At 60.3% G+C, this 22,377-nt stretch carries 22 protein-coding genes and 2 pseudogenes; 13 read left to right on the forward strand and 11 right to left on the reverse strand.

The genetic code is table 11. The features are described 5' to 3' along the window. Positions 1-6: 6 nt before the first annotated feature. Both G9Q84_RS29905 and G9Q84_RS29910 read right to left on the reverse strand, forming a co-directional pair. On the reverse strand, positions 7-762 hold the full coding sequence (locus tag G9Q84_RS29905) for a methyl-accepting chemotaxis protein (RefSeq protein WP_401380621.1): 756 nt from the start codon (positions 760-762) through the stop codon (positions 7-9). A gap of 102 nt (positions 763-864) precedes the next feature. Further along, positions 865-2,181, reverse strand: a pseudogene (locus G9Q84_RS29910) (methyl-accepting chemotaxis protein); the annotation flags it as partial. A 212-nt stretch (positions 2,182-2,393) separates the two neighbouring features. Here G9Q84_RS29910 and G9Q84_RS25240 point away from each other — a divergent pair. The 3 genes and pseudogenes from G9Q84_RS25240 to G9Q84_RS29920 all read left to right on the forward strand — a co-directional run bounded on the left by G9Q84_RS25240 (position 2,394) and on the right by G9Q84_RS29920 (position 5,454). Continuing rightward, on the forward strand, positions 2,394-3,713 hold the full coding sequence (locus tag G9Q84_RS25240) for a Na+/H+ antiporter family protein (protein ID WP_181644287.1): 1,320 nt from the start codon (positions 2,394-2,396) through the stop codon (positions 3,711-3,713). Positions 3,714-3,774: 61 nt separating this feature from the next. Further along, positions 3,775-4,596, forward strand: a pseudogene (locus G9Q84_RS29915) (cache domain-containing protein); the annotation flags it as partial. Between the two features lie 102 nt (positions 4,597-4,698). Next, positions 4,699-5,454, forward strand: coding sequence for a methyl-accepting chemotaxis protein (locus tag G9Q84_RS29920; protein ID WP_401380624.1), 756 nt, complete (start codon positions 4,699-4,701; stop codon positions 5,452-5,454). Here the strand turns inward: G9Q84_RS29920 and trhP are convergent. Next, positions 5,451-6,764 (reverse strand): prephenate-dependent tRNA uridine(34) hydroxylase TrhP, encoded by a 1,314-nt coding sequence (gene trhP / locus G9Q84_RS25250; RefSeq protein WP_122754035.1) that lies wholly within the window; start codon positions 6,762-6,764, stop codon positions 5,451-5,453. The two genes, G9Q84_RS29920 and trhP, sit on opposite strands and share 4 nt — an antisense overlap. 160 nt (positions 6,765-6,924) lie before the next feature. Between trhP and G9Q84_RS25255 the strand changes: the two genes are divergently transcribed. Beyond that, complete coding sequence (locus G9Q84_RS25255; RefSeq protein ID WP_032886690.1) at positions 6,925-7,992, forward strand: AI-2E family transporter; 1,068 nt, start codon at positions 6,925-6,927, stop codon at positions 7,990-7,992. A 3-nt stretch (positions 7,993-7,995) separates the two neighbouring features. Here G9Q84_RS25255 and G9Q84_RS25260 read toward each other — a convergent pair whose 3' ends face one another. The 3 genes from G9Q84_RS25260 to G9Q84_RS25270 form a co-directional block, all read right to left on the reverse strand. Next, the gene (locus tag G9Q84_RS25260) at positions 7,996-8,178 is read right to left on the reverse strand and encodes a hypothetical protein (protein ID WP_032886689.1); all 183 of its coding nucleotides are present in this window, start codon (positions 8,176-8,178) and stop codon (positions 7,996-7,998) included. 92 nt (positions 8,179-8,270) lie between these two features. Beyond that, a complete protein-coding gene (locus tag G9Q84_RS25265; protein WP_032886687.1) occupies positions 8,271-8,465 on the reverse strand; it encodes a hypothetical protein in 195 nt (64 codons plus the stop codon). A gap of 233 nt (positions 8,466-8,698) precedes the next feature. Next, positions 8,699-9,052: a hypothetical protein gene (locus G9Q84_RS25270; RefSeq protein ID WP_032886686.1), complete on the reverse strand. Its 354-nt coding sequence runs from the start codon at positions 9,050-9,052 to the stop codon at positions 8,699-8,701. A gap of 156 nt (positions 9,053-9,208) precedes the next feature. Here G9Q84_RS25270 and G9Q84_RS25275 point away from each other — a divergent pair, with 156 nt between their 5' ends. Beyond that, a complete protein-coding gene (locus G9Q84_RS25275; protein ID WP_099601852.1) occupies positions 9,209-10,027 on the forward strand; it encodes a shikimate 5-dehydrogenase in 819 nt (272 codons plus the stop codon). A gap of 448 nt (positions 10,028-10,475) precedes the next feature. On the opposite strand, the gene G9Q84_RS25280 is transcribed toward G9Q84_RS25275, so the two are convergent. Beyond that, entirely contained in the window at positions 10,476-11,123 is a 648-nt protein-coding gene (locus tag G9Q84_RS25280; protein ID WP_181644270.1) for a YceH family protein, read from the reverse strand. A gap of 117 nt (positions 11,124-11,240) precedes the next feature. Here G9Q84_RS25280 and G9Q84_RS25285 point away from each other — a divergent pair, with 117 nt between their 5' ends. Next, entirely contained in the window at positions 11,241-11,750 is a 510-nt protein-coding gene (locus tag G9Q84_RS25285; protein WP_181644271.1) for a DUF1993 domain-containing protein, read from the forward strand. A gap of 63 nt (positions 11,751-11,813) precedes the next feature. Here G9Q84_RS25285 and sstT read toward each other — a convergent pair whose 3' ends face one another. Beyond that, the gene (gene sstT / locus G9Q84_RS25290; protein ID WP_032886678.1) at positions 11,814-13,034 is read right to left on the reverse strand and encodes a serine/threonine transporter SstT; all 1,221 of its coding nucleotides are present in this window, start codon (positions 13,032-13,034) and stop codon (positions 11,814-11,816) included. A gap of 241 nt (positions 13,035-13,275) precedes the next feature. Here sstT and G9Q84_RS25295 point away from each other — a divergent pair, with 241 nt between their 5' ends. Continuing rightward, on the forward strand, positions 13,276-14,433 hold the full coding sequence (locus tag G9Q84_RS25295; RefSeq protein ID WP_181644272.1) for an MFS transporter: 1,158 nt from the start codon (positions 13,276-13,278) through the stop codon (positions 14,431-14,433). A gap of 4 nt (positions 14,434-14,437) precedes the next feature. On the opposite strand, the gene nhaR is transcribed toward G9Q84_RS25295, so the two are convergent. Then, complete coding sequence (gene nhaR / locus G9Q84_RS25300; protein ID WP_032886675.1) at positions 14,438-15,340, reverse strand: transcriptional activator NhaR; 903 nt, start codon at positions 15,338-15,340, stop codon at positions 14,438-14,440. Positions 15,341-15,474: 134 nt separating this feature from the next. On the opposite strand from nhaR, the gene G9Q84_RS25305 reads away from it, so the two are divergent. From G9Q84_RS25305 to mnmH, 4 genes are all read left to right on the forward strand, one after another. Continuing rightward, a complete protein-coding gene (locus tag G9Q84_RS25305) occupies positions 15,475-15,726 on the forward strand; it encodes a hypothetical protein (protein WP_032886673.1) in 252 nt (83 codons plus the stop codon). A 28-nt stretch (positions 15,727-15,754) separates the two neighbouring features. Continuing rightward, positions 15,755-16,504: a TerC family protein gene (locus G9Q84_RS25310; protein WP_032886672.1), complete on the forward strand. Its 750-nt coding sequence runs from the start codon at positions 15,755-15,757 to the stop codon at positions 16,502-16,504. Positions 16,505-16,598: 94 nt separating this feature from the next. Then, complete coding sequence (selD, locus tag G9Q84_RS25315) at positions 16,599-17,633, forward strand: selenide, water dikinase SelD (protein ID WP_181644273.1); 1,035 nt, start codon at positions 16,599-16,601, stop codon at positions 17,631-17,633. Next, positions 17,633-18,766: a tRNA 2-selenouridine(34) synthase MnmH gene (gene mnmH, locus G9Q84_RS25320; protein WP_095186452.1), complete on the forward strand. Its 1,134-nt coding sequence runs from the start codon at positions 17,633-17,635 to the stop codon at positions 18,764-18,766. Before selD ends, mnmH begins: the two co-directional genes overlap by 1 nt. On the opposite strand, the gene G9Q84_RS25325 is transcribed toward mnmH, so the two are convergent. Further along, positions 18,756-19,811, reverse strand: a complete 1,056-nt coding sequence (locus tag G9Q84_RS25325) for a permease (RefSeq protein ID WP_032886670.1) — start codon at positions 19,809-19,811, stop codon at positions 18,756-18,758. The genes mnmH and G9Q84_RS25325 overlap by 11 nt on opposite strands. A 44-nt stretch (positions 19,812-19,855) precedes the next feature. Then, entirely contained in the window at positions 19,856-20,557 is a 702-nt protein-coding gene (locus tag G9Q84_RS25330) for a hypothetical protein (RefSeq protein WP_032886668.1), read from the reverse strand. A 256-nt stretch (positions 20,558-20,813) separates the two neighbouring features. Here G9Q84_RS25330 and G9Q84_RS25335 point away from each other — a divergent pair, with 256 nt between their 5' ends. Beyond that, positions 20,814-21,512 (forward strand): glutathione S-transferase N-terminal domain-containing protein, encoded by a 699-nt coding sequence (locus G9Q84_RS25335; protein ID WP_032886667.1) that lies wholly within the window; start codon positions 20,814-20,816, stop codon positions 21,510-21,512. 3 nt (positions 21,513-21,515) lie between these two features. After that, a complete protein-coding gene (locus G9Q84_RS25340) occupies positions 21,516-22,358 on the forward strand; it encodes a PhzF family phenazine biosynthesis protein (RefSeq protein WP_179179266.1) in 843 nt (280 codons plus the stop codon). The last annotated feature ends 19 nt before the right edge of the window (positions 22,359-22,377 follow it).

The following is a 22,377-nucleotide window of genomic DNA, read 5'->3' on the forward strand; positions in this document are numbered from 1 at the left end:
CAACCCTCAGACGCGGAACTGGTCCATCAACCCCTGCTGCTGATTCGCCAGGCTGTTCAACGCCTGGCTCACCCGCGCCGATTCATTGGCTTGTTCCGACAACGACTCGGTCACATCGCGAATGGTTGCCACGTTGTTGTTGATCTCCTCGGCCACCGCGCTTTGCTCTTCGGCGGCGCTGGCGATCTGCAGGTTCATGTCGCTGATCACTGTGACCGCATCGCCAATCTGGCGCAGGGCCGTCACGGCTTGGCCGACCTGTTCGACACTGCCCTGCGCCTGGCGATAACTGTTGCCCATGGAACCAACTACATCCTCGGTGCCGCTTTGCAGTTGCTCAATCACCAGGCGGGTTTCTTCCACCGATTCCTGGGTGCGCCGCGCAAGGTTGCGCACTTCATCCGCCACCACCGCAAAGCCACGACCGGCCTCACCGGCGCGGGCGGCTTCGATGGCTGCGTTGAGCGCCAGCAGGTTGGTCTGCTCGGCAATGCCGCGAATCACTTCAAGTACCGAGCCGATTTTCTCGCTATTGGCGGCCAGGCCTTCGACCTGTGCCATGGCCGTGCTCATATCCGCCGCCAGGTGGCCGATGTTGGTGGTGGTTTGGTCGATCACGGTCAGGCCGTCGCGGGTGGCCTGGTCGGCATCGCGTGCGGCTTGCGCGGCCTGGGCCGCGCTGCGGGCGACGTCCTGGGCGGTAGCACTCATTTCGTGGGAGGCGGTGGCCACCTGGTCGACCTGGCGGTACTGCTGTTCCATGCCGGCGCTGGTCTGCGTGGCAATCGCGGCGGATTGGTCGGCGGTGCCACGAGCGTCCTGCACCGAGCGTTTCACTTCGGCAATGATCGGCTGCAGCTTGTCGAGGAAACGGTTGAACCAGCCCGCGAGCTGCCCCAATTCATCCTTCTTGTCGTAGGCCAGGCGACGTGTCAGGTCGCCTTCGCCGCTGGCGATGTCTTCGAGCATGTGTGCCACGCCGAGGATCGGTCGCGTCACGCTGCGGGCCATCAGCCATACCAGGATCAGACCGATCACCGCGGCCAGCAGGCCCAGGCCCAGTTCCAGCAACGTGCCACGCGCGTTGTCGGCATCCAATTGCGCCTTCAGTGCTTCGGCTGGGCCGACCAAGACTTTTTCCGGCACATCCAGCAATACGCCCCACAGCTTGCCGTCGGGGATCGGCGCGAACGGCGCCAGCACCTTGAGCTGAAGGTCGGTGCGCAGGCTGCGGATCTGTGGGCCGCTGGCCAATGCACTGAGCACTTTAGGGCCGCTGACGGTGTCGACTTGATCCAGGCGTTTGCTTAATTGAGTGGCATCCGCACTGTAGCCGGCGAGCAAACCGGTGGAGCTGAGGATGCTCACCTGGGTCTGGCCGTCGTACAGTTTTTTGCTGGCCTGTTGGCTCACGGCCTGGAGGCTGTTGAGGTTGATGTCCACCGACAGCGACGCGATGACTTTGCCGTTGACCATCAGCGGGAACACGATGCTGGTCATCAGCACGTTCTGGCCGTTGATCATATAAAAGTAGGGTTCGATCACGCATGGCTTGAGGGTGGTGCGTGGGCAGGTGAACCAGGCGTTTGCCGGTTCACCGCTGGGGCCGATGCTGGTGTCGGCCATGTCGCTTTCAGGCAGCGCCATCGAGGTGAGTGTGCCCGGAGTCGGCTGAGACCAGTACAGGGCGAAGCGGCCCTTGTTGTTACTGCCCAGCTCCGCCTGATCGGCGAACAACTCGTCCTTGCCGTCCAGCGCGTTGGCTTCAAACACCAGGGACAAACCCAGCAAGTCCGGGTTGGCCTGCAGCGCGGCCTTGACCTGGCGGGTCAGGTCTTCGCGGGTGTCGAAGGCATCGAGGAAGCGCTTTTCGGCCTGTTCGCGCAGGAACAGGACCTGACGGGAAAAACCGTGGCCGTATTGGTAGGCATCCATGAACTGGCGACGAATACCCAGCGCCTGCGCTTCGCCCTGGGCTTCGATGCGTGCCTGGGCGGAGGTGTTGAGCATCTGCATGCTGGACGCCTGGACCTGCTCCGAGCTTTGCGCCATGCGATACAGCGACAAACCCACCAGTAGGGTCACGATCCCTAGCAGGCAAAGACCGGCGAGCAGGGTGATTTTCCATTGAATGGAGAGCTGCCTGAGCGACATCGGGACATCCTTAACCTGAAAGCACATAGAGTCAGTTTATCGGCCGCTGTGAAGGCTTCTTTATTCAAACAATCAATTTAAATCTGAAATCGGTGTCGTTTTTTGACATGTAGCCCTACCTGCTGCAAAGTGCGCGCCCTCTAATAAGACCTCCTTAAAGCCTGCACGCGGGTCGCCAGCCAATGGCCACCTGGGCGCGGGCATGCCTGTTTTTTATGTTTCTGCTTGAGGTAACCATGATTAACGCAGTCATCGCCGCGGTCGGCACCATGCTGGTGCTCAGCCTGTCCCGCGTGCATGTGGTCATCGCCATCATTGTCGGCGCCCTGGTGGGCGGGTTGACCGGTGGCCTGGGCATCGAAGCCACGCTCAAAGCCTTCAACGGCGGTTTGGGCGGCGGTGCGACCGTGGCGTTGTCCTACGCATTGCTCGGCGCTTTCGCGGTGGCGATTGCCAAGTCAGGCCTGGCCCACGCCCTGGCGGACAAGGCGCTGTTGCTGGTCGACCGCCAGGAAGCCAGCGGCGGCAGCCACGTCAAATGGCTGTTGATCGGCCTGCTGTGGGCAGTCGCGATTGCGTCGCAGAACATCCTGCCGATCCACATTGCGTTTATCCCGCTGCTGGTGCCGCCACTGTTGTACGTGCTGACCAAGCTGCAACTGGACCGCCGCCTTGTTGCCTGCGTAATGACCTTCGGCCTGATCACCCCCTACATGTTTCTGCCGGTGGGCTTCGGCAACATCTTCCTTAACCAGATCCTGCTGGCCAATGTGGCCAACAGTGGGGTGGACATCAGTCAGGTCAACGTGACCCACGCCATGAGCCTGCCCGCCCTGGGCATGGTGGTTGGCTTGTTGGTGGCGGTCTTTATCAGCTACCGCAAAAAGCGCGTGTATGACCTGGAAAAAATCGAGCGGGTCGAGCAGGTGGCCGTTCAGTACAACCCGCTGACCCTGATGGTGGCCGGCGTGGCGATTGCCTCGGCGTTCATCATTCAACTGTGGCTGGACTCGATGATCATCGGCGCTTTGGCTGGCTTCCTCATCTTCTCGGTGTCGGGGATTGTGCGCTGGCGCGACTCCGACGACCTGTTCACGGAAGGCATGAAGATGATGGCCATGATCGGCTTCATCATGATTGCGTCCTCAGGCTTTGCCGAGGTGCTCAAGGCCACCGGCGACGTGCGCTCGCTGGTGGAAACCTCGGCGGTGTTCATCGGCCACAGCCGTGGGGTTGGTGCGTTGTTGATGTTGCTGGTGGGCCTGTTGGTGACCATGGGCATCGGCTCGTCGTTTTCCACGGTGCCGATCCTTGCCGCGATTTTTGTGCCGCTGTGTGTGCAGTTGGGCTTCAGCCCGATGGCCATCGTGTGCATCGTCGGTACGGCGGGGGCGCTGGGCGACGCCGGTTCACCGGCGTCGGACTCGACACTCGGCCCGACCTCCGGCCTGAATATCGATGGCCAGCATCACCATATCTGGGACACCGTGGTGCCGACGTTCCTGCACTACAACATCCCGTTGCTGGCATTTGGCTGGTTTGCGGCGATGACGCTCTGATCTACAGATTCATTGACGTTGGTCGATAACCTCTCAAGTCGCCTAATAAGAGAGAAAAGCCATGCGTCTGAATTTGAAGGCCAAAGTACTGTCCCTCGCGATCGTGCCGGTGCTGCTGTTTGCCGTGGTGATCAGCCTGACCACCGTATGGATCCTCCAGGGGCAGGCGCGCAACGAGGTGGATGAAACCCGCCAGCGCCTGCTCAACGACGCGAAGGCCACTCTGCAAAGTTATGTAGAAGTGGCCATGACCACCATCAAGCCGCTTTACGACGCTGCCGCACCTGGCGACACAGCGGCGCGCGCCGAGGTGGTCAAGCTGCTGTCCAACACCCGCTACGGCAAGGACGGTTACTTCTTCGGCTACGACTCCGAGACCATCCGCCTGTTCAAGGGCAACAGCCCCGACGGCGTGGGCAAGAGTTTCAAGGACAACCGTGACCCCAACGGCGTCTACGTCAACCGCGACTTGGTCAAGGTCGGTAAGGACGGCAGCCACTACCTGCAATACAGCTCCACCCAACCCGGCCAGACCGAACTGGTGCCCAAGCTCGGCTACACCGAATACCTGCCCAAGTGGGACATGGTCATCGGTACCTCGGTGAACCTGGACGGCATCGAAGCCCAGGTGGCAGTGGTCGAGGCCAAGGTAGAAAAGCGCATGGAAGGCGTGTTGCTGAGCATCCTTGGCGTGGCCGCGGTGGTGCTGTTGGTGATTGCCGCCGTGGGCATGCTGCTGGCCAATACCATCCTGCGTCCGCTGCACCTGATGAAAGCCAACCTTGATGACATCGCGGCCGGTGAAGGCGACTTGACCCGCCGCCTGGCCATCACCAGTCAGGATGAGTTGGGCGAGCTGGCCGGCGCGTTTAACCGGTTTGTCGACAAGATCCACGGCCTGGTGCGCCAGATCACCGAAATGACCGCGCAACTGACCGGGCTGGTGAGCCAGGTGTCCGACCAGGCCCAGCGCTCGGAGCAGGCCATGGAACGCCAGCGCCACGAGACCGACCAGGTGGCCACCGCGATCAACCAGATGTCCTCGGCTGCGCAAGAAGTGGCGCGCAGTGCCCAGGGCGCCTCCGTGGCGGCGCAACAAACCGACGCCGAAGGCCAGGCCGCCAAGCGGGTGGTGGATGGCAGCATCGCGCAGATCCATGCACTGGTGAGCGATATCCGCAGCAGCGGCGTATCCCTCGACAGCCTGCAGCAGGATGTGGCGTCGATTGTCAGCGTATTGAGCGTAATCCGTTCGATTGCCGAGCAGACCAACCTGTTGGCCCTGAACGCGGCGATTGAAGCCGCGCGGGCAGGGGAGGCCGGCCGTGGTTTTGCGGTGGTCGCCGACGAAGTACGTGCCCTCGCCAGTCGCACCCAGACCAGCACCCAGGAAATCCAGGGCATGATCGACCGCCTGCAAAAAGGCACGGTCGCCGCCGTGGACGCGATGCGCCGCTCCAGCGATGCCGGTGACGGCACTTCGGCCCAGGCCAATCAGGCTGGCGCATCCCTGGACACCATGGCCCAGTTGATCGGCACCATTAATTCAATGAACGCACAAATCGCCAGCGCCGCCGAAGAACAGACCGCTGTGGCCGAAGAGATCAACCGCAGCGTGCACCAGATTGCCGTGGCGGTGGACAGCGTGGCAGACGAAACCCAATTGGGCGCCCAGACCTCTCGCAGCCTGGCGGATCTGGGGCATCGTTTGGGGCAATTGGTCGGGCAGTTCCGGATTTAAACGTCGCGCATCAGCAAGCCGAAGCGCAAGTCCATCTGGGCCGGGAGCGGCACATACACTGTGTGTCCGTCCCCCGGCGCGACCTCGATGGCTTCGCCCTTGGCGTTGCGCAAGTCGGCCAGGTCAAAGTGGAAATTGCCGGCGGGGGTCATCAGCTCCAGGTGATTACCCACGGCAAAGCGGTTTTTAACCTTGACCTCGGCCAGGTCGCCCCGGCGCTCGCCGGTCAACTCGCCCACAAACTGCTGGCGCTCGGATACTGAGCTGCCGTTCTGGTAGTTCTGGTATTCATCGTGCACATGGCGGCGCAGAAAACCCTCGGTGTAGCCGCGTTGGGCCAGGGACTCCAGATTAATCATCAAGCCGCGATCAAACGCGCGACCGGCCACTGCATCATCAATGGCCTGGCGATACACCTGGGTGGTGCGTGCGCAGTAGAAGTGGGACTTGGTGCGGCCTTCGATTTTCAGCGAATGCACACCCATGTGAGTCAGGCGTTCTACGTGCTGCACCGCGCGCAGGTCCTTGGCGTTCATGATGTAGGTGCCGTGTTCGTCTTCGAAGGCGGGCATCTGCTCATCGGGACGGTTGGCCTCCTGCAACAGGAACACCTGATCAGTCGGTGCGCCCATCCCGAGGGTCGGCTGATACTCCTGGACGATATCCCCCGTGGCGTTCTCCACCGCCGGTGTGGCCTGGTATTTCCAGCGACAGGCATTGGTGCAACTGCCTTGATTGGCGTCGCGCTTGTTCATGTAGCCCGAGAGCAGACAGCGCCCGGAATAGGCCATGCACAGGGCGCCGTGCACAAACACCTCCAGCTCCATGGCCGGCACCTGCTGGCGGATTTCTTCAATCTCTTCCAGTGACAGTTCCCGCGACAGGATCACTCGGCAAATCCCTTGCTGCTGCCAGAACTCCACGCTGGCCCAGTTCACCGTATTGGCCTGCACTGACAAGTGAATCGGCATCATCGGAAAGTGCCGACGCACCAGCATGATCAGGCCAGGGTCAGACATGATCAGTGCGTCCGGGCCCATGGCGATGACCGGGGCCAAGTCCTTGAGGAAGGTTTTGAGTTTGGCGTTGTGCGGCGCGATGTTGACCACCACGTAAAAGCGCTTGCCCTGTGCATGAGCCTCGTCAATGCCGAGGGCCAGGTTGGCGTGGTCGAATTCGTTGTTGCGCACGCGCAGGCTGTAGCGCGGCTGGCCGGCGTACACCGCATCGGCGCCGTAGGCGAAGGCGTAGCGCATGTTTTTCAGGGTGCCGGCGGGGGCGAGCAGTTCGGGGGCGATGATAGGAGGCATGGGCTTGGGTCGCAAAAAGGCGCGAGGGTAGTTGAAGCGGCGCAAGGCTTTATTGATCTGGGTCTACGCTTACCTCAACAAAGATGGCACTCCCAGGAGTTGCGGGGGACTAAGCACCGGGACGCAAACGCGCGCCCTGCTTTTTTGACATGGATCGAACATGAATCAAACCAACCTGCAATTCAAAACCCTGTTGCTGCTGCTGGTCCTGGTGACCATCGCCTTTATCTGGATATTGCTGCCGTTCTACGGTGCGGTGTTTTGGGCCGTGATCCTCGGCATCATCTTTGCCCCCATGCAGCGCCGCCTGCAGCAGCGGTTCGGCTGGAACCGCAACCTTACATCCCTGAGTACCTTGATGGTGTGCCTGGTGATCGCGATCCTACCGGTGATCATCACCAGCGCCTTGCTCGTGCAAGAGGGCGCGACGCTCTACAAAAACATCGAGAGTGGCAAGCTCGACGTGGCCGGTTATATCGAGCAGTTCAAGCACTTCCTGCCGCCTTACTTCCAGCACCTGCTGGACCGCTTTGGCATGGGTAACCTTGAGGGGCTGCGTGAGAATATCGTCAAGAGCGCGATGCAGGGCAGCCAGTTCTTCGCTTCCCAGGCGTTCAGCTTTGGGCAGGGAACGTTTGATTTCCTGGTGAGTTTTTTCATCATGCTGTATCTGCTGTTTTTCCTGCTGCGCGACGGTCCGGAACTGGTGCGCAAAGTGCGCACGGCAGTGCCGCTGGCCGAGCCGCAGAAGCGCCGGTTGCAACTGAAGTTCAATCGGGTGGTGCGTGCCACGGTCAAGGGCAACGTGTTGGTGGCCGTGACTCAAGGGGCACTGGGTGGTTTGATTTTCTGGTTCCTGGACATTCCCAGTGCGTTGCTCTGGGCGGTATTGATGGCGTTTCTGTCGTTGCTGCCAGCGGTGGGCGCGGGGATTGTGTGGGGGCCTGTGGCCGCCTACTTCCTGCTGAGCGGTTCGATTTGGCAGGGCATCGTGTTGAGCTTGTTTGGCGTGTTTGTGATTGGGCTGGTGGACAACGTGCTGCGCCCGATCCTGGTGGGCAAAGACACCAGGATGCCGGACTACCTGATCCTGATCTCGACGCTGGGCGGCTTATCGGTGTTTGGCCTCAACGGGTTTGTGATCGGGCCGCTGGTGGCGGCGCTGTTCATGTCCAGTTGGGCGCTGTTTGTCGAAAGTAAGCCTCGGGTCAAGCTGCCATTGCCATAAGTCTCAGGCGTGGAGCCGGAAATTCGAGGCGTTTTGCAGTTGTTTTTCGGCGGCGGACAGGGACGTGAGTGGGCCGCTGATGGTTTCGCCGTCGCGTACCAGGTACCAGCAGGCAAGCAAACCCAGCTCCCGAAGAGGGGCGGGGACGGCGCTGCCGATGACAGACATGATTTGAACAGTTGGCATAAGGGGCCTCCAATCGCTATGGGGGTCACCTTAAGGGGCCTAGCGGCTTAAGAAAAATCACCTGGCTCAATAGTCGACATCAACAAGAGACGTCAGTCGACTACCTGATCGAGCATGCTCACCACTTCCTGCTCATTGAGCAGACCTTTGCGCACGAGGTTTTCCGCCAGCAACGCCAGGAATTTTGCAGTGCGGTGGCCTTCCAGGTGCTTGAGTTCCGTGAGGGCGCTGTAGACCTTGCTGGACGTACAGAGGCCAGCGGTGCGGTGCGGGTTTTGTGTGGGCATGGTCTGTCGTCCTTGTTGTTATTGGGTGGACTGCATGGATAGTGGGAGTGTGTCGTGACACAAACATGACAGCGTGAGCCCCGGTCGGGCAAGTAGACTTTCGAACTGAATAGTGCGCGATTGTCGCTTGGCCATTGTCCTCAGAGCGACCTTGGCACGATAAATCCGGTCGTTGTGTACAAAAAAGGCCTCGCTTGTTGGGCGAGGCCTGTTTCGAACATGAAGATAAGGGCTTACCAGCCGTGACGGTAGTAGCCGTGGGGAGGGCCGTAATAACCACGCGGTGGGCCGTAATAGACGGGGGCCGGGCGGTAATACACCTCTTGCTGCACATACACAGGTGGAGGCGGTGCGTAGTAGACCGGTGGCGGCGCGGCATACACCGGCTGCGGTTGCACGTACACCGGCTGCTGCACATAGACCTCACGGGGTTGGCTGGCAACCACGGAGCCCACCACGGCGGCGCCGACCAGTGCACCCAAGACGGCCGGGCCACCCCATCCACCACCGTGGGCGGAGGCTTGGCCGGCCATAGCGAGTGCACCTACCAGCAAGGCGATCTTGGGGAGTTTACGAATCATGGTCATTCCTCGGTTGGCCCCTGCGCTTGTGGTCTGCAGTCAATAGACTCAAGTAATGTCGCGGGGATACTTTTAAGACAACGTATTTCTGAAAAACAGCACGGCCGCTAGGTAAAGGTTGTGTAAGGTCTGTACCGATTTGCTTACTCAAAGGAGTTATCCATGCAGATGCACCCCAACAAGGACACCCAGCTGTGCATGTCATTGTCGGCCCGCCCCGGGAATTTTGGCCTGCGTTTTCATAACCACCTGTACGAACAGTTGGGTCTGAATTTCTACTATAAGGCGTTCAGCAGCCAAGATTTACCGGGAGCGATAGGCGGTATCCGGGCGTTGGGCATTCGTGGTTGCGGGGTGTCGATGCCGTTCAAGGAGGCCGCTATTGCCTTGGTGGACGAACTCGACGATTCGGTTCAGGCCATCGCCTCCCTCAACACCATCGTCAATACCGGCGGGCATCTGAAGGCTTACAACACGGATTACATCGCCATCGAGCAATTGCTGAAAAAGCACGATGTGCCCAAAGACTCCACGTTCGCCCTGCGCGGCAGCGGCGGTATGGCCAAGGCCGTGGCCAGCGCCTTGCGTGACGGCGGTTATGCCAATGGCGTAATCGTGGCGCGCAATGAAGCAGCGGGCAAGGCGCTGGCGCAGAGCCTGGGGTATGAGTGGCTGGCTGAACTGGGCGACCTGCGCCCGCAGATGCTGGTCAACGTGACACCGATTGGCATGACCGGCGGCGCCGAGGCAGATGCGTTGGCGTTTGAAGCGGATGCGGTTGATAACGCCGAGACGGTGTTCGACGTGGTGGCGATTCCCGCCGAAACGCCTTTGATCGTGCGTGGACGGGCCCAAGGTAAGCGCGTCATTACTGGGCTGGAAGTGATTGCAATCCAGGCGCTGGAGCAGTTTGTGCTCTACACGGGCGTGCGGCCGACCCCGGAACAGTTCGAAAAAGCCGTGGCTTTTGCCCGGAGCTGAAGATCGCTGATAATCAACTGTGGGAGGGGGCTTGCTCCCGATAGCGCTGAGTCAGTACAAGCTGTTCCAACTGAAGCACCGCCATCGGGAGCAAGCCCCCTCCCACATATTGATCTCCAGGGGGGGTCAGTTCCTCAGCTTTAACTTTACGCATTCACGATCAACACATTGCCGGACTGGAATCCACTCAACTGTGGGAGGGGGTTTGCTCCCGATAGCGCTCAGTCAGTACAAGCTGTTCCAACTGAGCCACCGCCATCGGGAGCAAGCCCCCTCCCACATGTTGATCTTCAGGGGAGCAGTTACTTAGCTTTAACTTTACGCATTCACGATCAACACATTGCCGGACTGGAATCCAACCAACTGTGGGAGGGGGCTTGCTCCCGATAGCAGTGTGTCAGTCAAATCTGATCCAACTGAACCGCCCCCTCCCACAGTTTTTACCGAGTTATGCCTGTTCCAGCTGTGCGAGGCGCTCTTCCAGCGCTGCGATCCGCGCTTCCAGCTCTTCAATACGCTCCACAGACACTCCAGCCCCGCGCTCCACAGGATTCCCTCGCGCCGCGATGATTACCTCGATATCCGCCGGATTCCCAAGCGCATGGGTATACCGATCTTCCCGCTGCCCCGACTGACGCGGCACCAGCAGCGCCAACCCGCGTGCAATCAGGCGTTCCAGTTGGTGCACCACCTGCTCGGCATCTTCGAAATCATGCATGCGTCCGCTGCGGGTCAGTAGTTCATTGACGGTCTGCGGGCCACGTAAAAACAGCAGCCCGATCAGGATCACCTGCGCCGGTACTAGCTCCAGTGCCTTGTCCACACGGTGTTCCCAACGGTCTGCGCGGCTGCCCATCACCAGGCGGGTGAAGCCTTGGCCTTCCAGTACGCGCAGGCTTTGCCCGACCTGGCCCTGGCTGAGGTTTGTCACTGGTTCACGGCTGGTCTTCTGATTGCAGGCCAGCACCAGGGCGTTGAGGGTCAGGGGGTAGGTTTCCGGGTTGGTTGCCTGTTTTTCGATCAGGCAGCCCAGAATGCGGATTTCCGTGCTGTTCAGGCGCGGCTCAGGGGTGTCGGTGTCGTGCTCGGCGGTCATCGCGCGTTCCCTATGCAGTGAAGGCCACTAGCGTAATCCTGAAAAAATAAAAGACAAGCGCCGGGCATGGCTATAATCGCTGCTGGTTCCAACCCTGCCATTACCGATGAGACTGTCATGACTATTTCCCTGTACGCCGCCTCCATCCCAGTCTTCAAGCAAATGCTTAACGCCCTCAGCGATGTGCTGAACAAGGCCGAAGCCCACGCTACTGCCAAGAACATCGAACCCAACGCTCTGTTGCAAGCGCGTCTGTTCCCGGACATGTTCGCACTGGTGCGCCAGGTGCAGATCGCCGTCGACTTCGCCAAAGGCGTTTCTGCGCGCCTGGCCGAGATCGAAGTGCCTAAATACGAAGACAGCGAAGTGACCTTCGCCGACCTGCAAGCGCTGATCGCCAAGGTCCTGGCGTTTGTCGACACCATCAATCCTGAGCAAGTCGACGGCAAAGAAGGTATCGAGATCATCACCCGCCCAGGCACCCCGAAAGAGAAGCGCTTCAGCGGCCAGTCCTACCTGCTGACCTACGGCCTGCCGCAGTTCTTCTTCCACGTCACCACCGCTTACGCCTTGCTGCGCCATAACGGCGTTGAAGTGGGCAAGCGTGACTACATGGGCGCGTTCTAAGCTTCCATAAAAAAACCGGGGCAGTTCCCTCTGGAATCGCCCCGGTTTTTTTGTGCGCGAACGTTAAGCTGGTTGCTCTTCCTTGCCCAGGCACGCAGCGGCGGTGAACAGCACATCGGTGGAGGAGTTGAGCGCAGTTTCCGCCGAATCCTGCAGCACACCGATGATGAAGCCGACGGCCACCACCTGCATGGCGATTTCACTCGGAATACCGAACAGGCTGCACGCCAGCGGGATCAGCAACAGCGAACCCCCGGCCACGCCTGATGCGCCGCACGCACACACGGCTGCGACCACGCTAAGCAGCACGGCGGTCGGCAGGTCGACGTTGATGCCCAGGGTATGCACGGCGGCCAGGGTCAGCACGGTGATGGTGATCGCGGCGCCGGCCATGTTGATGGTGGCACCCAGCGGGATCGACACTGAATAGGTGTCTTCATGCAAGCCCAGGCGTTTGCTCAACGCCAGGTTTACCGGAATGTTCGCTGCGGAGCTGCGGGTGAAGAACGCGGTGATGCCGCTCTCGCGCAGGCACATCAACACCAGCGGATAGGGGTTGCGGCGCAGCTTCCAGAACACGATAGCCGGGTTGACCACCAAGGCCACGAACAGCATGCAGCCGATCAACACCAGCAGCAGGTGCGCGTAGCCGAGCAGGGCGCCGAAACCGGAAGTGGCAAGGGTCGAGGCGACCAGGCCGAAAATACCCAGGGGGGCGAAGCGGATAACTACGCGCACGATCAGGGTCACGCCGTTGGAGAGGTCGTCGAGCACGGTGCGGGTGGTTTCGCCCGCATGGCGAATGGCGATGCCCATGCCGATCGCCCAGGCCAGGATGCCGATGAAGTTGGCGTTCATCAGCGCGCTGATCGGGTTGTCCACGACGCTGAGCAGCAGGCTTTGCAGCACCTCGTCGATACCGCCGGGAGCGCTGACGGCGGCGTCATGGGTGACGAGCACCAACGGCGAGGGAAACCACATGCTTGCAATCACCGCCACCACGGCGGCGGCGAATGTGCCCAGCAAATACAGGAACAGAATCGGTTTGATATGGGTTTCCTGGCCGTGTTTATGGTTGGCTATCGAGGCCATCACCAGCACAAACACCAATATCGGCGCGACTGCCTTGAGCGCGGCGACAAACACTTTGCCGATAAATCCGGTGGCTCTGGCGGCTTCAGGCAACAGCAATGCCAGCAGAATGCCGGCGATCAAACCGATGACGATTTGCGTGACCAGGCTGACGCGTGTCAGCCGTTGGAGGAGGGAAGGGGCAGGAGTCATAAACAGTTGTCTCTAGTTTTTTTAGTAGGGCGCAGCATTGCAGGCGAAAGCGCTGTAGGAAGCAGGCGGCGAGTCTAGCATGCTGTAGGACATGTCCCGTTTAGTGCGGCATTCCGTCACCCACGGCGGCGAGCCTTGTTCAACTCCGGACATACTCTGTTAAGATTCGCCCCCTCTCAACTTTCCTATCCGTCAGCGGGCCCTCCGGGCTGTCGTTGATGTCGTTGTTTCTGGAGTTTTCATGCTGTTTCCCATCCTGCTGCTGTCGGCCGCCGGCTTTACCGTGCTGACCACAGAATTCATCATCGTCGGTCTGCTGCCGTCGATTGCCCGGGACCTGAATGTCAGCGTGTCCCAGGCGGGGCTGCTGGTGACGCTGTTCGCGTTTACCGTAGCGGCGTTCGGGCCTTTCCTAACGGCGTACTGCGCTCGTTTCCCGCGCAAGCGCCTGTTTATCACCATCCTGATCATGTTCGCGGCAGCCAACACCGTGGCCGCGCTGGCGCCGAATATCTGGGTAATGGCCTTGGCGCGTCTGATTCCGGCCCTGGGCTTGCCGGTGTTCTGGGCCTTGGCCAGCGAAACGGCGGTGGACATCGTCGGCCCGGAATACGCCGGGCGTGCCATTGAAAAGATCGGCTTCGGCATTGTCTGCGCCACGGTATTTGGCATCCCGGTGGGCACGCTGATTTCCGATATGTTCGGCTGGCGTACCGCGTTCGCCATCCTGGCTGTGGTGGCGTTGGCCAAGGCTTTGCTGCTGTTTATCTACTTGCCAGTGACGAAACCGAAAAACGACGAAGTGACACTGCGCTCGCAGTTCAAGATCCTGCGCAACCCCTTGATGCAGGGTCATATCCTGCTGTCGATCCTGGTGTTCAGCGGCATGTTCACGGCTTATACCTACCTGGCGGACATCCTTGAACGCCTGGCCGGTTTCGACGGGACACTGGTGGGCTGGTGTCTGATGGGCTTTGGTGCTGTCGGGCTGATTGGCAACTCTTTGGGCGGCCGCGCTGTGGATCGCCACCCGTTGATCGCGTCCATGGTGTTCTGCGGTTTCATGATCGCCGGCATGGTTGCATTGGTGCCGGCGATTCACTCCACCGTCGGCCTGGCGGCAGCGATGGCGGTGTGGGGCGTGACCCAAGCGGCGATGTTCCTGGTCAGCCACGTGCGACTGATGAAGGCCGCGCCCCATGCGCCGGCGTTCGCCGCGTCGCTCAACATTGCCGGGGCCAACCTGGGGATTGGCTTGGGGGCGTTGGTCGGCGGGCACGTCATCGACACCTTTGGCCTGGGCAGTCTGGGCTTTGCGGCGTCCGGGTTTATCCTGGTGTCGATCCTGCTGGCGCTGTGGCTGATGACCGCCAAACAGCCGGTCGCGTCCGGGGCCTGAGCCTTCAGGGCAGGGCGGTGAACAGCTCGCGCCTTGCCCCTTCGGTAATCGCCACGATGCCGGGGTGCTTGACCTTGCGTTCCACCGAGATCGCGTAGAACGACTCGGTGACCGCATCGGTCTGACCGATCAGCGCCACGCCGTACTGGCGCACCACCTCCTCGGCAATCACGCTGGGAGCGATAAAAATCCCGCTGCCGGATTGGCCAAACGCCTGCATCAGGGCGCTGTCATCGAACTCGCCGATGATCTTCGGCTGGATCTGCTGCTCGGCGAACCAGCGTTGCAAGCGGCTGCGCACTACCGTCTCCGCGCCTGGAATCAATAGCGGCGCGCCGTGCAAGCACTGTGGGAAATCGCCGCCATGTTGGTCGGCCAATGCCTGAGTGGCAAAAAAGCTGATGCCACATTCCCCCAATTTCTGGCTGTAGCCCTTGATGTCGAGGTGCGACGGCATCGGGCTGTCGGAGATCACCAGGTCCAGGCGCTGGATCGCCAGGTCGGCCAACAGGCGTTCGAGTTTGTCTTCGCGGCAGGTGATGCGCAGCGGCTCGCTCAGCTCCATGGTCGGCGCGATCAGACGGTAGACGATGGACTTGGGCACCACATCCGCCACACCGACCCGGAACACAATCTGCTGTTGATCGGGTTGCGCGCGCAGCATTGCTTCCAATTCATTGCCGGTCTGGAACATGTGCTCGGCATAGGGCAGAGCCTGGCGTCCGGCTTCGGTCAGCTCCAACTGGCGGCCGACTCGTTGAAACAGCGCGATACCGAAGGTTTGCTCCAGCAGGCTGATCTGCCCGCTGATGGTCTGGGGCGTGAGGTTCAGTTGCTCACAGGCGCGCACAATGCTGCCGGTTTTGGCCACGACCCAGAAGTAGTGCAATTGTCGGTAATTGAGCATGGCAGCCATCACTTCGTAAAAACCGAAGTATATGCTAGAAAAATACGAATTTTACTGAAGTGTTCGCGTGCATAGAATGCCTCGCTATCGCGGGGCCACTATTTGGACCCAATGGTTCTAACGAGGAATACATGATGAAGCTCAATTCCCTGGGCGCGGCATCGTTGCTTGCGCTTACCTTGGTAATGATCAGTGGTTGCGATCAGGTCGAGAAAAGTGCTCAGCAGGTCTTGGGCAAGGCCACCGAGTCGGCCAAGCAAGCCATCGATGACACCCACAAGGCTGCCGAGCAGGCATTGAGTGAAGCGACACAAGGCCTTATCAGTCCGCAAAAAAAGGACGATCAGGAAGAAAACGAGTCTGACTCGAACAGTAAAGAAGCTTAATTTCCCGGCACAACCTCAGGACTGACCTATGGATTACCTTTTACAACTGGCCGCCAGCCCCACCGCCTGGGTTGCACTGGCCACCCTGATCGTCATGGAAATCGTGCTGGGCATCGATAACCTGATCTTTATTTCGATCCTCACCAACAAATTACCCGAGCAGCACCGGGCCAAGGCACGGCGCATCGGTATCAGCATGGCGCTGATATTGCGCCTGGGCCTGTTGAGCACTATCGCGTTTATCGTGCAGTTGACGGCACCGGTGTTTGAAGTACTCGGCCAGGCGTTTTCGTGGAAGGACATGATCCTGATCGCCGGTGGTCTGTTCCTGGTGTGGAAGGCCACCACCGAAATCCATCACAGCATGGACCCGGAGCCTGAAGAGAAAGCGTCGGTTGGCAACACCGTGGCCATTGGCTTCGCCGCGGCGATCGGGCAGATCCTGCTGCTCGACCTGGTGTTCTCCATCGACAGCATCATTACCGCCGTGGGCATGACCGAGCACTTGCCGATCATGATCATTGCCGTGGTGACCTCGGTGATCGTGATGCTGGTGGCGGCTGAGCCGTTGGCCAAATTCATCAACGACAACCCGACCGTGGTGATGCTGGCCCTGGGCTTCCTGATCATGATCGGCATGACGCTGATCGCCGAAGGCTTCGGCGCCCATGTGCCTAAAGGCTACGTGTACGCAGCCATGGCCTTCTCGGCGGCCATCGAATGCTTGAACATCGCACGACGCAACCGTCACAAGCGTTTGCTCGCTGCCCGCCAGTAATCGCTGAAACCTGAAAGCCGGCTGTGCTCGCAAGCGCCCAGCCGGCTTTTTGCTGTCTGGTAGACTCCCCCCACTTGTTACTTTGAGGTCCACCATGAACCAGCCGATTCGCCTTACCCAGTACAGTCACGGCGCGGGTTGCGGTTGCAAGATCTCGCCCCAGGTATTGGAAGTTATCCTTGCCGGCAGCGGCGCACAGAACCTCGACCCCAACCTGTGGGTCGGCAATGCCTCGCGGGACGATGCGGCGGTGTATGCCATCGACGACGAGCGCGGTGTGGTCTCCACCACGGACTTTTTCATGCCGATTGTCGATGATCCCTTCGACTTCGGCCGCATAGCCGCTACCAATGCTATTAGCGACATCTACGCCATGGGCGGCGACCCGTTGATGGCCATCGCCATTCTCGGCTGGCCGGTTAACGTGCTGGCGCCGGAGATTGCCCGGGAAGTGATTCGCGGTGGCCGTTCGGTGTGCGACGCCGCCGGTATCCCTCTGGCAGGCGGCCACTCCATCGACGCGCCGGAGCCGATCTTCGGCCTGGCCGTGACCGGCATCGTGCAAAAGCGCCATATGAAGCGCAACGACACCGCCACTGCTGGCTGCCAGCTGTACCTGACCAAGCCGTTAGGCATCGGCATCCTCACCACTGCCGAAAAGAAGGGCAAGCTGCGCGAGGCTGACATCGGCCTGGCCCGCGATTGGATGTGCACCCTCAACAAGCCCGGTAGCCGTTTCGGCAAGCTGGCCGGCGTTACAGCCATGACCGACGTCACCGGTTTCGGCCTGTTGGGCCATCTGGTGGAAATGGCTGACGGCAGTGGCCTGACTGCACGCATCGAATATGAAAAAGTCCCACGCCTGCCCGGCGTCGAGTACTACCTGGACCAGGGTTGCGTACCCGGCGGCACCTTGCGCAACTTTGACAGCTACGCCAGTAAAATCGGGCGCGTGCAGGAGTTGCACAAGCGCGTGCTATGCGACCCGCAGACCAGTGGCGGGCTGCTGATCGCCGTTACCCCCGAAGGTGATGCCGAGTTCCATGCCGTGGCGAAGGAACTGGGCCTGAGCCTGGAGCCGATCGGCGCACTGGTAGAGCGACAGACCAACGCGGTAGAGGTGTTTTGATGGCAACTGACATCACCGATTACCGCGACATTTTCCTCAACGACCGGCCGATGATGGATACCCGCGCGCCGGTGGAGTTCATCAAGGGCGCGTTCCCCGGCGTGGTCAACCTGCCGCTGATGAACGATGACGAGCGCCAGCGCGTCGGCACTTGCTATAAGCAGCAAGGCCAGCAGGCGGCAATCGTCCTTGGGCACCAGTTGGTCAGCGGCAAGGTGCTTGAAGAGCGCCTGGCACGTTGGACCGAGTTTGCCCAGGCCAACCCGGACGGTTACCTGTATTGCTTTCGTGGCGGCCTGCGTTCGCAATTGGTGAAACAGGTGCTCAAGGACGAGTCGGGTATCGACTATCCGCGGATCGGCGGTGGCTACAAGGCCATGCGCACGTTTCTGTTGGAGACCGTGGACCAGGCGGTCGAACAGTGTGATTTCGTGCTGTTGGGCGGCCTGACCGGCAGCGGAAAGACCGAGGTCATCAATCAGTTGAACAATGGCCTGGACCTGGAAGGCCACGCCAATCACCGTGGTTCCAGCTTCGGCAAGCGCGCCACCGGCCAGCCGTCCAACATCGACTTCGAAAACCGCCTGGCAGTGGACGTTCTGAAAAAACGCGCACGTGGCATCGAACAGTTTGTGCTTGAGGACGAAAGCCGCATGATCGGCAGCTGCGCCTTGCCGCTGAACCTGCACCGGGGCATGCAGGTGTATCCAATGGTGTGGCTGGAAGAAAGCCTGGAAAACCGTGTAGAGCGGGTATTACGCGAGTACGTGACCGATCTGTGTGCGCAGTTCGCCGTAGCGTTTGGCGAAGCGGGTTTCGAGCGGTTTGCCGAGCGGCTGACCCAGAGCCTGGCCAATATCCACAAGCGTCTGGGGGGCGAGCGCTATCAGCGTTTGCACGCGCTGATGCAAGCGGCCCTGGCTGAACAGGCCCGCAGCGGTAGTGTGGACTTGCATCGGGGTTGGATCGTGGGGTTGCGTGAGTACTACGATCCTATGTACGCGTTTCAACGTGAGAAGAAAGGTGCACGGATCGAGTTTGCCGGGGAGCAGGCAGCGGTGGTGGAATACTTGCGCGAGCGTGGGGCTCGCTCGCGCAATCGCCATCAGCCTAACCACATAACTAAAGAATGACCGCCCCGATCAACCCACACACCACCCCCACCAGCATGGTCAATCCGGCCACCGTCACCAGCACCCGCGCATCGAAATCCTTACGCAGCATCAACAGCGACGGGAGGCTTACGCTCGGCAGGGTCATCAGCAAGGCCACGGCCGGGCCGGTGCCCATGCCCAGGGCCATCATGGTTTGTACGATGGGGATTTCAGCCGCTGTAGGAATCACAAACAACGTGCCGACAATCGCCAGCGGCACCAGCCATACCAGGCTGTTGGCCATGGCGCCGTCCACATGGGGGAACAGCCATACCCGCGCAGCACCCAGGATCAGCACCGCCAGGATGTAGATGGGGATTGTGTTCCAGAACAGCTGCCACAGGGTGCGCAACCAGCGGCTCAGGAAAGGTTGCGCCTCGATGGTGCTGACGTCGGCGACAGCGTCCAACGCCGCTTCAGGCATCTGGTCCGGGCGAGCAATGCGCTGCGCCACCAACGACACGCCCACCACCAGCACAATTCCCGCCACCAACCGCAACGCGGTAAATCCCCAGCCGAGCACAAAGCCCATGAACACCAGGGTGGCAGGATTGAGCACCGGGTTAGCAATCCAGAAAGCGAGCGCCGCGCCCACCGACACCTGCTGGCGCCGCATGCCCGCCGCCACCGGCGCCGCGCAGCAACTGCACATCATCCCCGGCAAGGCGAATAACCCGCCGCGCACGGTCGAACCGAGGCCTGCACGGCCGAACAGGCGCAGCAGCCAGTCACGGGGGATCAGCACTTGCAGCAGCGAACCAAGGATCACCGCCAGCACCGCGGCTTTCCAGATCGCCAGGAAATACACCTGGGCATAGGCCAGCGCTGCCGCCAGGGGCGAGCTTTGTTGATCGTTGAGAATCGAGGCGCCGATGCTGTGATTGTCGGCCGCTACAAATGCCTTGAAGTAGTAGGGCGACCACTTCACGTAATAGAGGCCTATGCAGGCCACCAAGAGGAACAGCGCTGGTTTCCACCAGAACGACCAGCCCCGTACGGGCTGGGTGGAGGAGAGTTTAGACATGCTGATGATCCGCCGGTGAGTCAATAGCGACGCATCATACGCTGTCAGCTATCGGCACTCACCTGTGTCGGTTCCGGGCAGGTTTCATCGCCGTCGTTCAAGCCCTGCTTGTAGTTGCGGCTCAGCAGCGAGGCCTTGCCGTTGTGCCAGGTCAGCGTCAGTACATACAGCGTGTCGTAGTCGCTGCCCGACCAATCGTCGGTAATTGTGTGTTTTTCGCCGGACGCTTCACTCGCCACCTTATTGATCAACTCCGGCAGGTAACCGTGGGACCAGGCGGTGTAGATGGTGGCGTTGTGGTATTTGTCTTCGACCAGCTCATCGGCGAGGTCGCTGGTGTCATTCGCCGAGAATTTGATATTCACCGGCAGGCCCAACTTGATGGCGCTGGGGCTGATGGTCATGAGTGGGCGGATGTAGCTGTAGGAATTGTCCAGCTCACCTTCCTCGACATTGCGCGTCGGGTTGGCAGCAAACACAAAGTTGGCCTTGCCGAATTTTTCCGGCAGCAGGGTGGCCAGGTTCATCGCGCGGTTCAGGCCCTGGCAATTGAGCTGGCCGAGTCCGCCGGCGGGTTTTTCGCCGTGGCGCAGGAACACCAGGGTTTGCACACCGTCCACCGGTTGGGCGCGGCTTTCACGGGCATCGAGGGCTGCAACCATGGCGCCGCTGACCAGCAGCAGCGGCAACATGACATACGAATAGTGTTTGAGTCGTTGCACAAGGCGCAGAGGCTTGATCTTCATTATAGGTTCGAGTCTTCGTGCGTCACGTTAAGGCGGACAAGCCTGGCCCCAATGACGCCGGTGGCGTCCTGCGGTATTCCGTGTCGTTATAGCGAGGCGCCTCCATTCACCGTTTAAGCGCACTTATGAGTGCCGGCAGGCGTATTGGTTCGCCTGCGCGGGATAATAGACCGCTAATGTTGCGCATTGATGACCCATGCAGGACACCGGGGAGATGTCTATCATGGGGACTTTCTGCCTAGCCAGGGATTTCCTGATGAACCCACTTGCCGCATTCCCAATCAATAGCAAATGGCCTGCCCAGCACCCCGAGCGCTTGCAACTGTACTCGTTGCCCACGCCCAACGGGGTAAAAGTCTCGATCATGCTCGAAGAACTGGGCCTGCCTTACGAGGCGCACAAGGTCAGTTTCGAGACCCAGGACCAGTTGTCCCCCGAGTTCCTGTCCCTGAACCCCAATAACAAAATCCCCGCGATCATCGACCCCGACGGCCCGGCTGGCCAGCCGTTGGCGCTGTTTGAATCCGGCGCGATATTGATTTACCTGGCAGAAAAAACCAGCCAGTTGCTCTCCGAAGATCCTGCGACACGCTATGAAACGATTCAATGGCTGATGTTCCAGATGGGCGGCATCGGCCCGATGTTCGGCCAGTTGGGTTTTTTCAACAAATTCGCCGGCAAGGCCTACGAAGACAAGCGACCCCGCGACCGCTACGCCGCCGAATCCCGCCGCCTGCTCGAAGTCCTGGAAAAACGCCTGCTCGGTCGCACCTGGATCATGGGCGATGACTACAGCATCGCCGACATTGCTACCTTCCCATGGATTCGCAATCTGATCGGCTTTTATGAATCGGGCGATATCGTAGGCATCGCCGACTTCCCTAACGTACTGCGCGCGCTGGACGGTTTTGTTGCCCGCCCGGCAGTGATCCGTGGCCTAAATATTCCGAGCTGAAGCATGCCGACTTTCGATTTCAAACAACTGGATGTGTTCAGCCGCGTGTCGCTCAAGGGCAACCCGCTGGCGGTGGTTTTGGGGGCCGACAGCCTCAGCGATCAACAGATGGCGGACTTCGCTAAATGGACCAACCTCAGTGAAACCACGTTTTTACTCACGCCGCGCGATCCTCGTGCTGACTACCGAGTGAGAATTTTCACCACTGTGCATGAGCTGCCGTTTGCCGGGCATCCGACGCTGGGCAGTTGCCACGCGTGGTTGACGGCGGGCGGGGTGCCCAAAGGTAAAGAGATTATCCAGGAGTGTGAAATCGGCCTGGTGCGAATCCGTCGTCAAGGTGATGAACTGGCGTTTATCGCGCCGCCGTTGCTGCGTTCAGGGCCGTTGGAGGAAGACCTGCTGGAGCGTATTCGCCTGGGGTTGGGCCTGGAGCCGGGCTGCATCCTACGCAGCCAGTGGGTCGACAATGGGGCGGGGTGGCTTGCCGTGATGTTGGCGGACCGTGATCAAGTCCTGGCTTTGCAGCCGGATTATTCACAGCTGAAAGGGCTGGCCGTAGGCGTGATTGCCCCCTGTAACCCCGAACAAGACGACGTGGATACCCAATTTGAAGTGCGTGGCTTTGTCGCAGGCGACGGCGCGCCGGAGGATCCGGCCACGGGCAGCCTGAATGCAGGCGTTGCCCAATGGTTGCTGGGTGAAGGCCTGGCGCCGGAGCGCTACGTGGTCAGTCAAGGCACAGCCATGGGGCGCGCGGGGCGTATAAGCGTCGAACGCCAGGGCGATGAAATCTGGATCGGCGGCGCTGTTGCGGTGTGTATCGAAGGGCGTCTACAGCTCTAGATCAATACATTATTACGAG

The organism is Pseudomonas sivasensis, assembly GCF_013778505.1.
GTDB classification, from domain to species: Bacteria; Pseudomonadota; Gammaproteobacteria; order Pseudomonadales; family Pseudomonadaceae; genus Aquipseudomonas; species Aquipseudomonas sivasensis.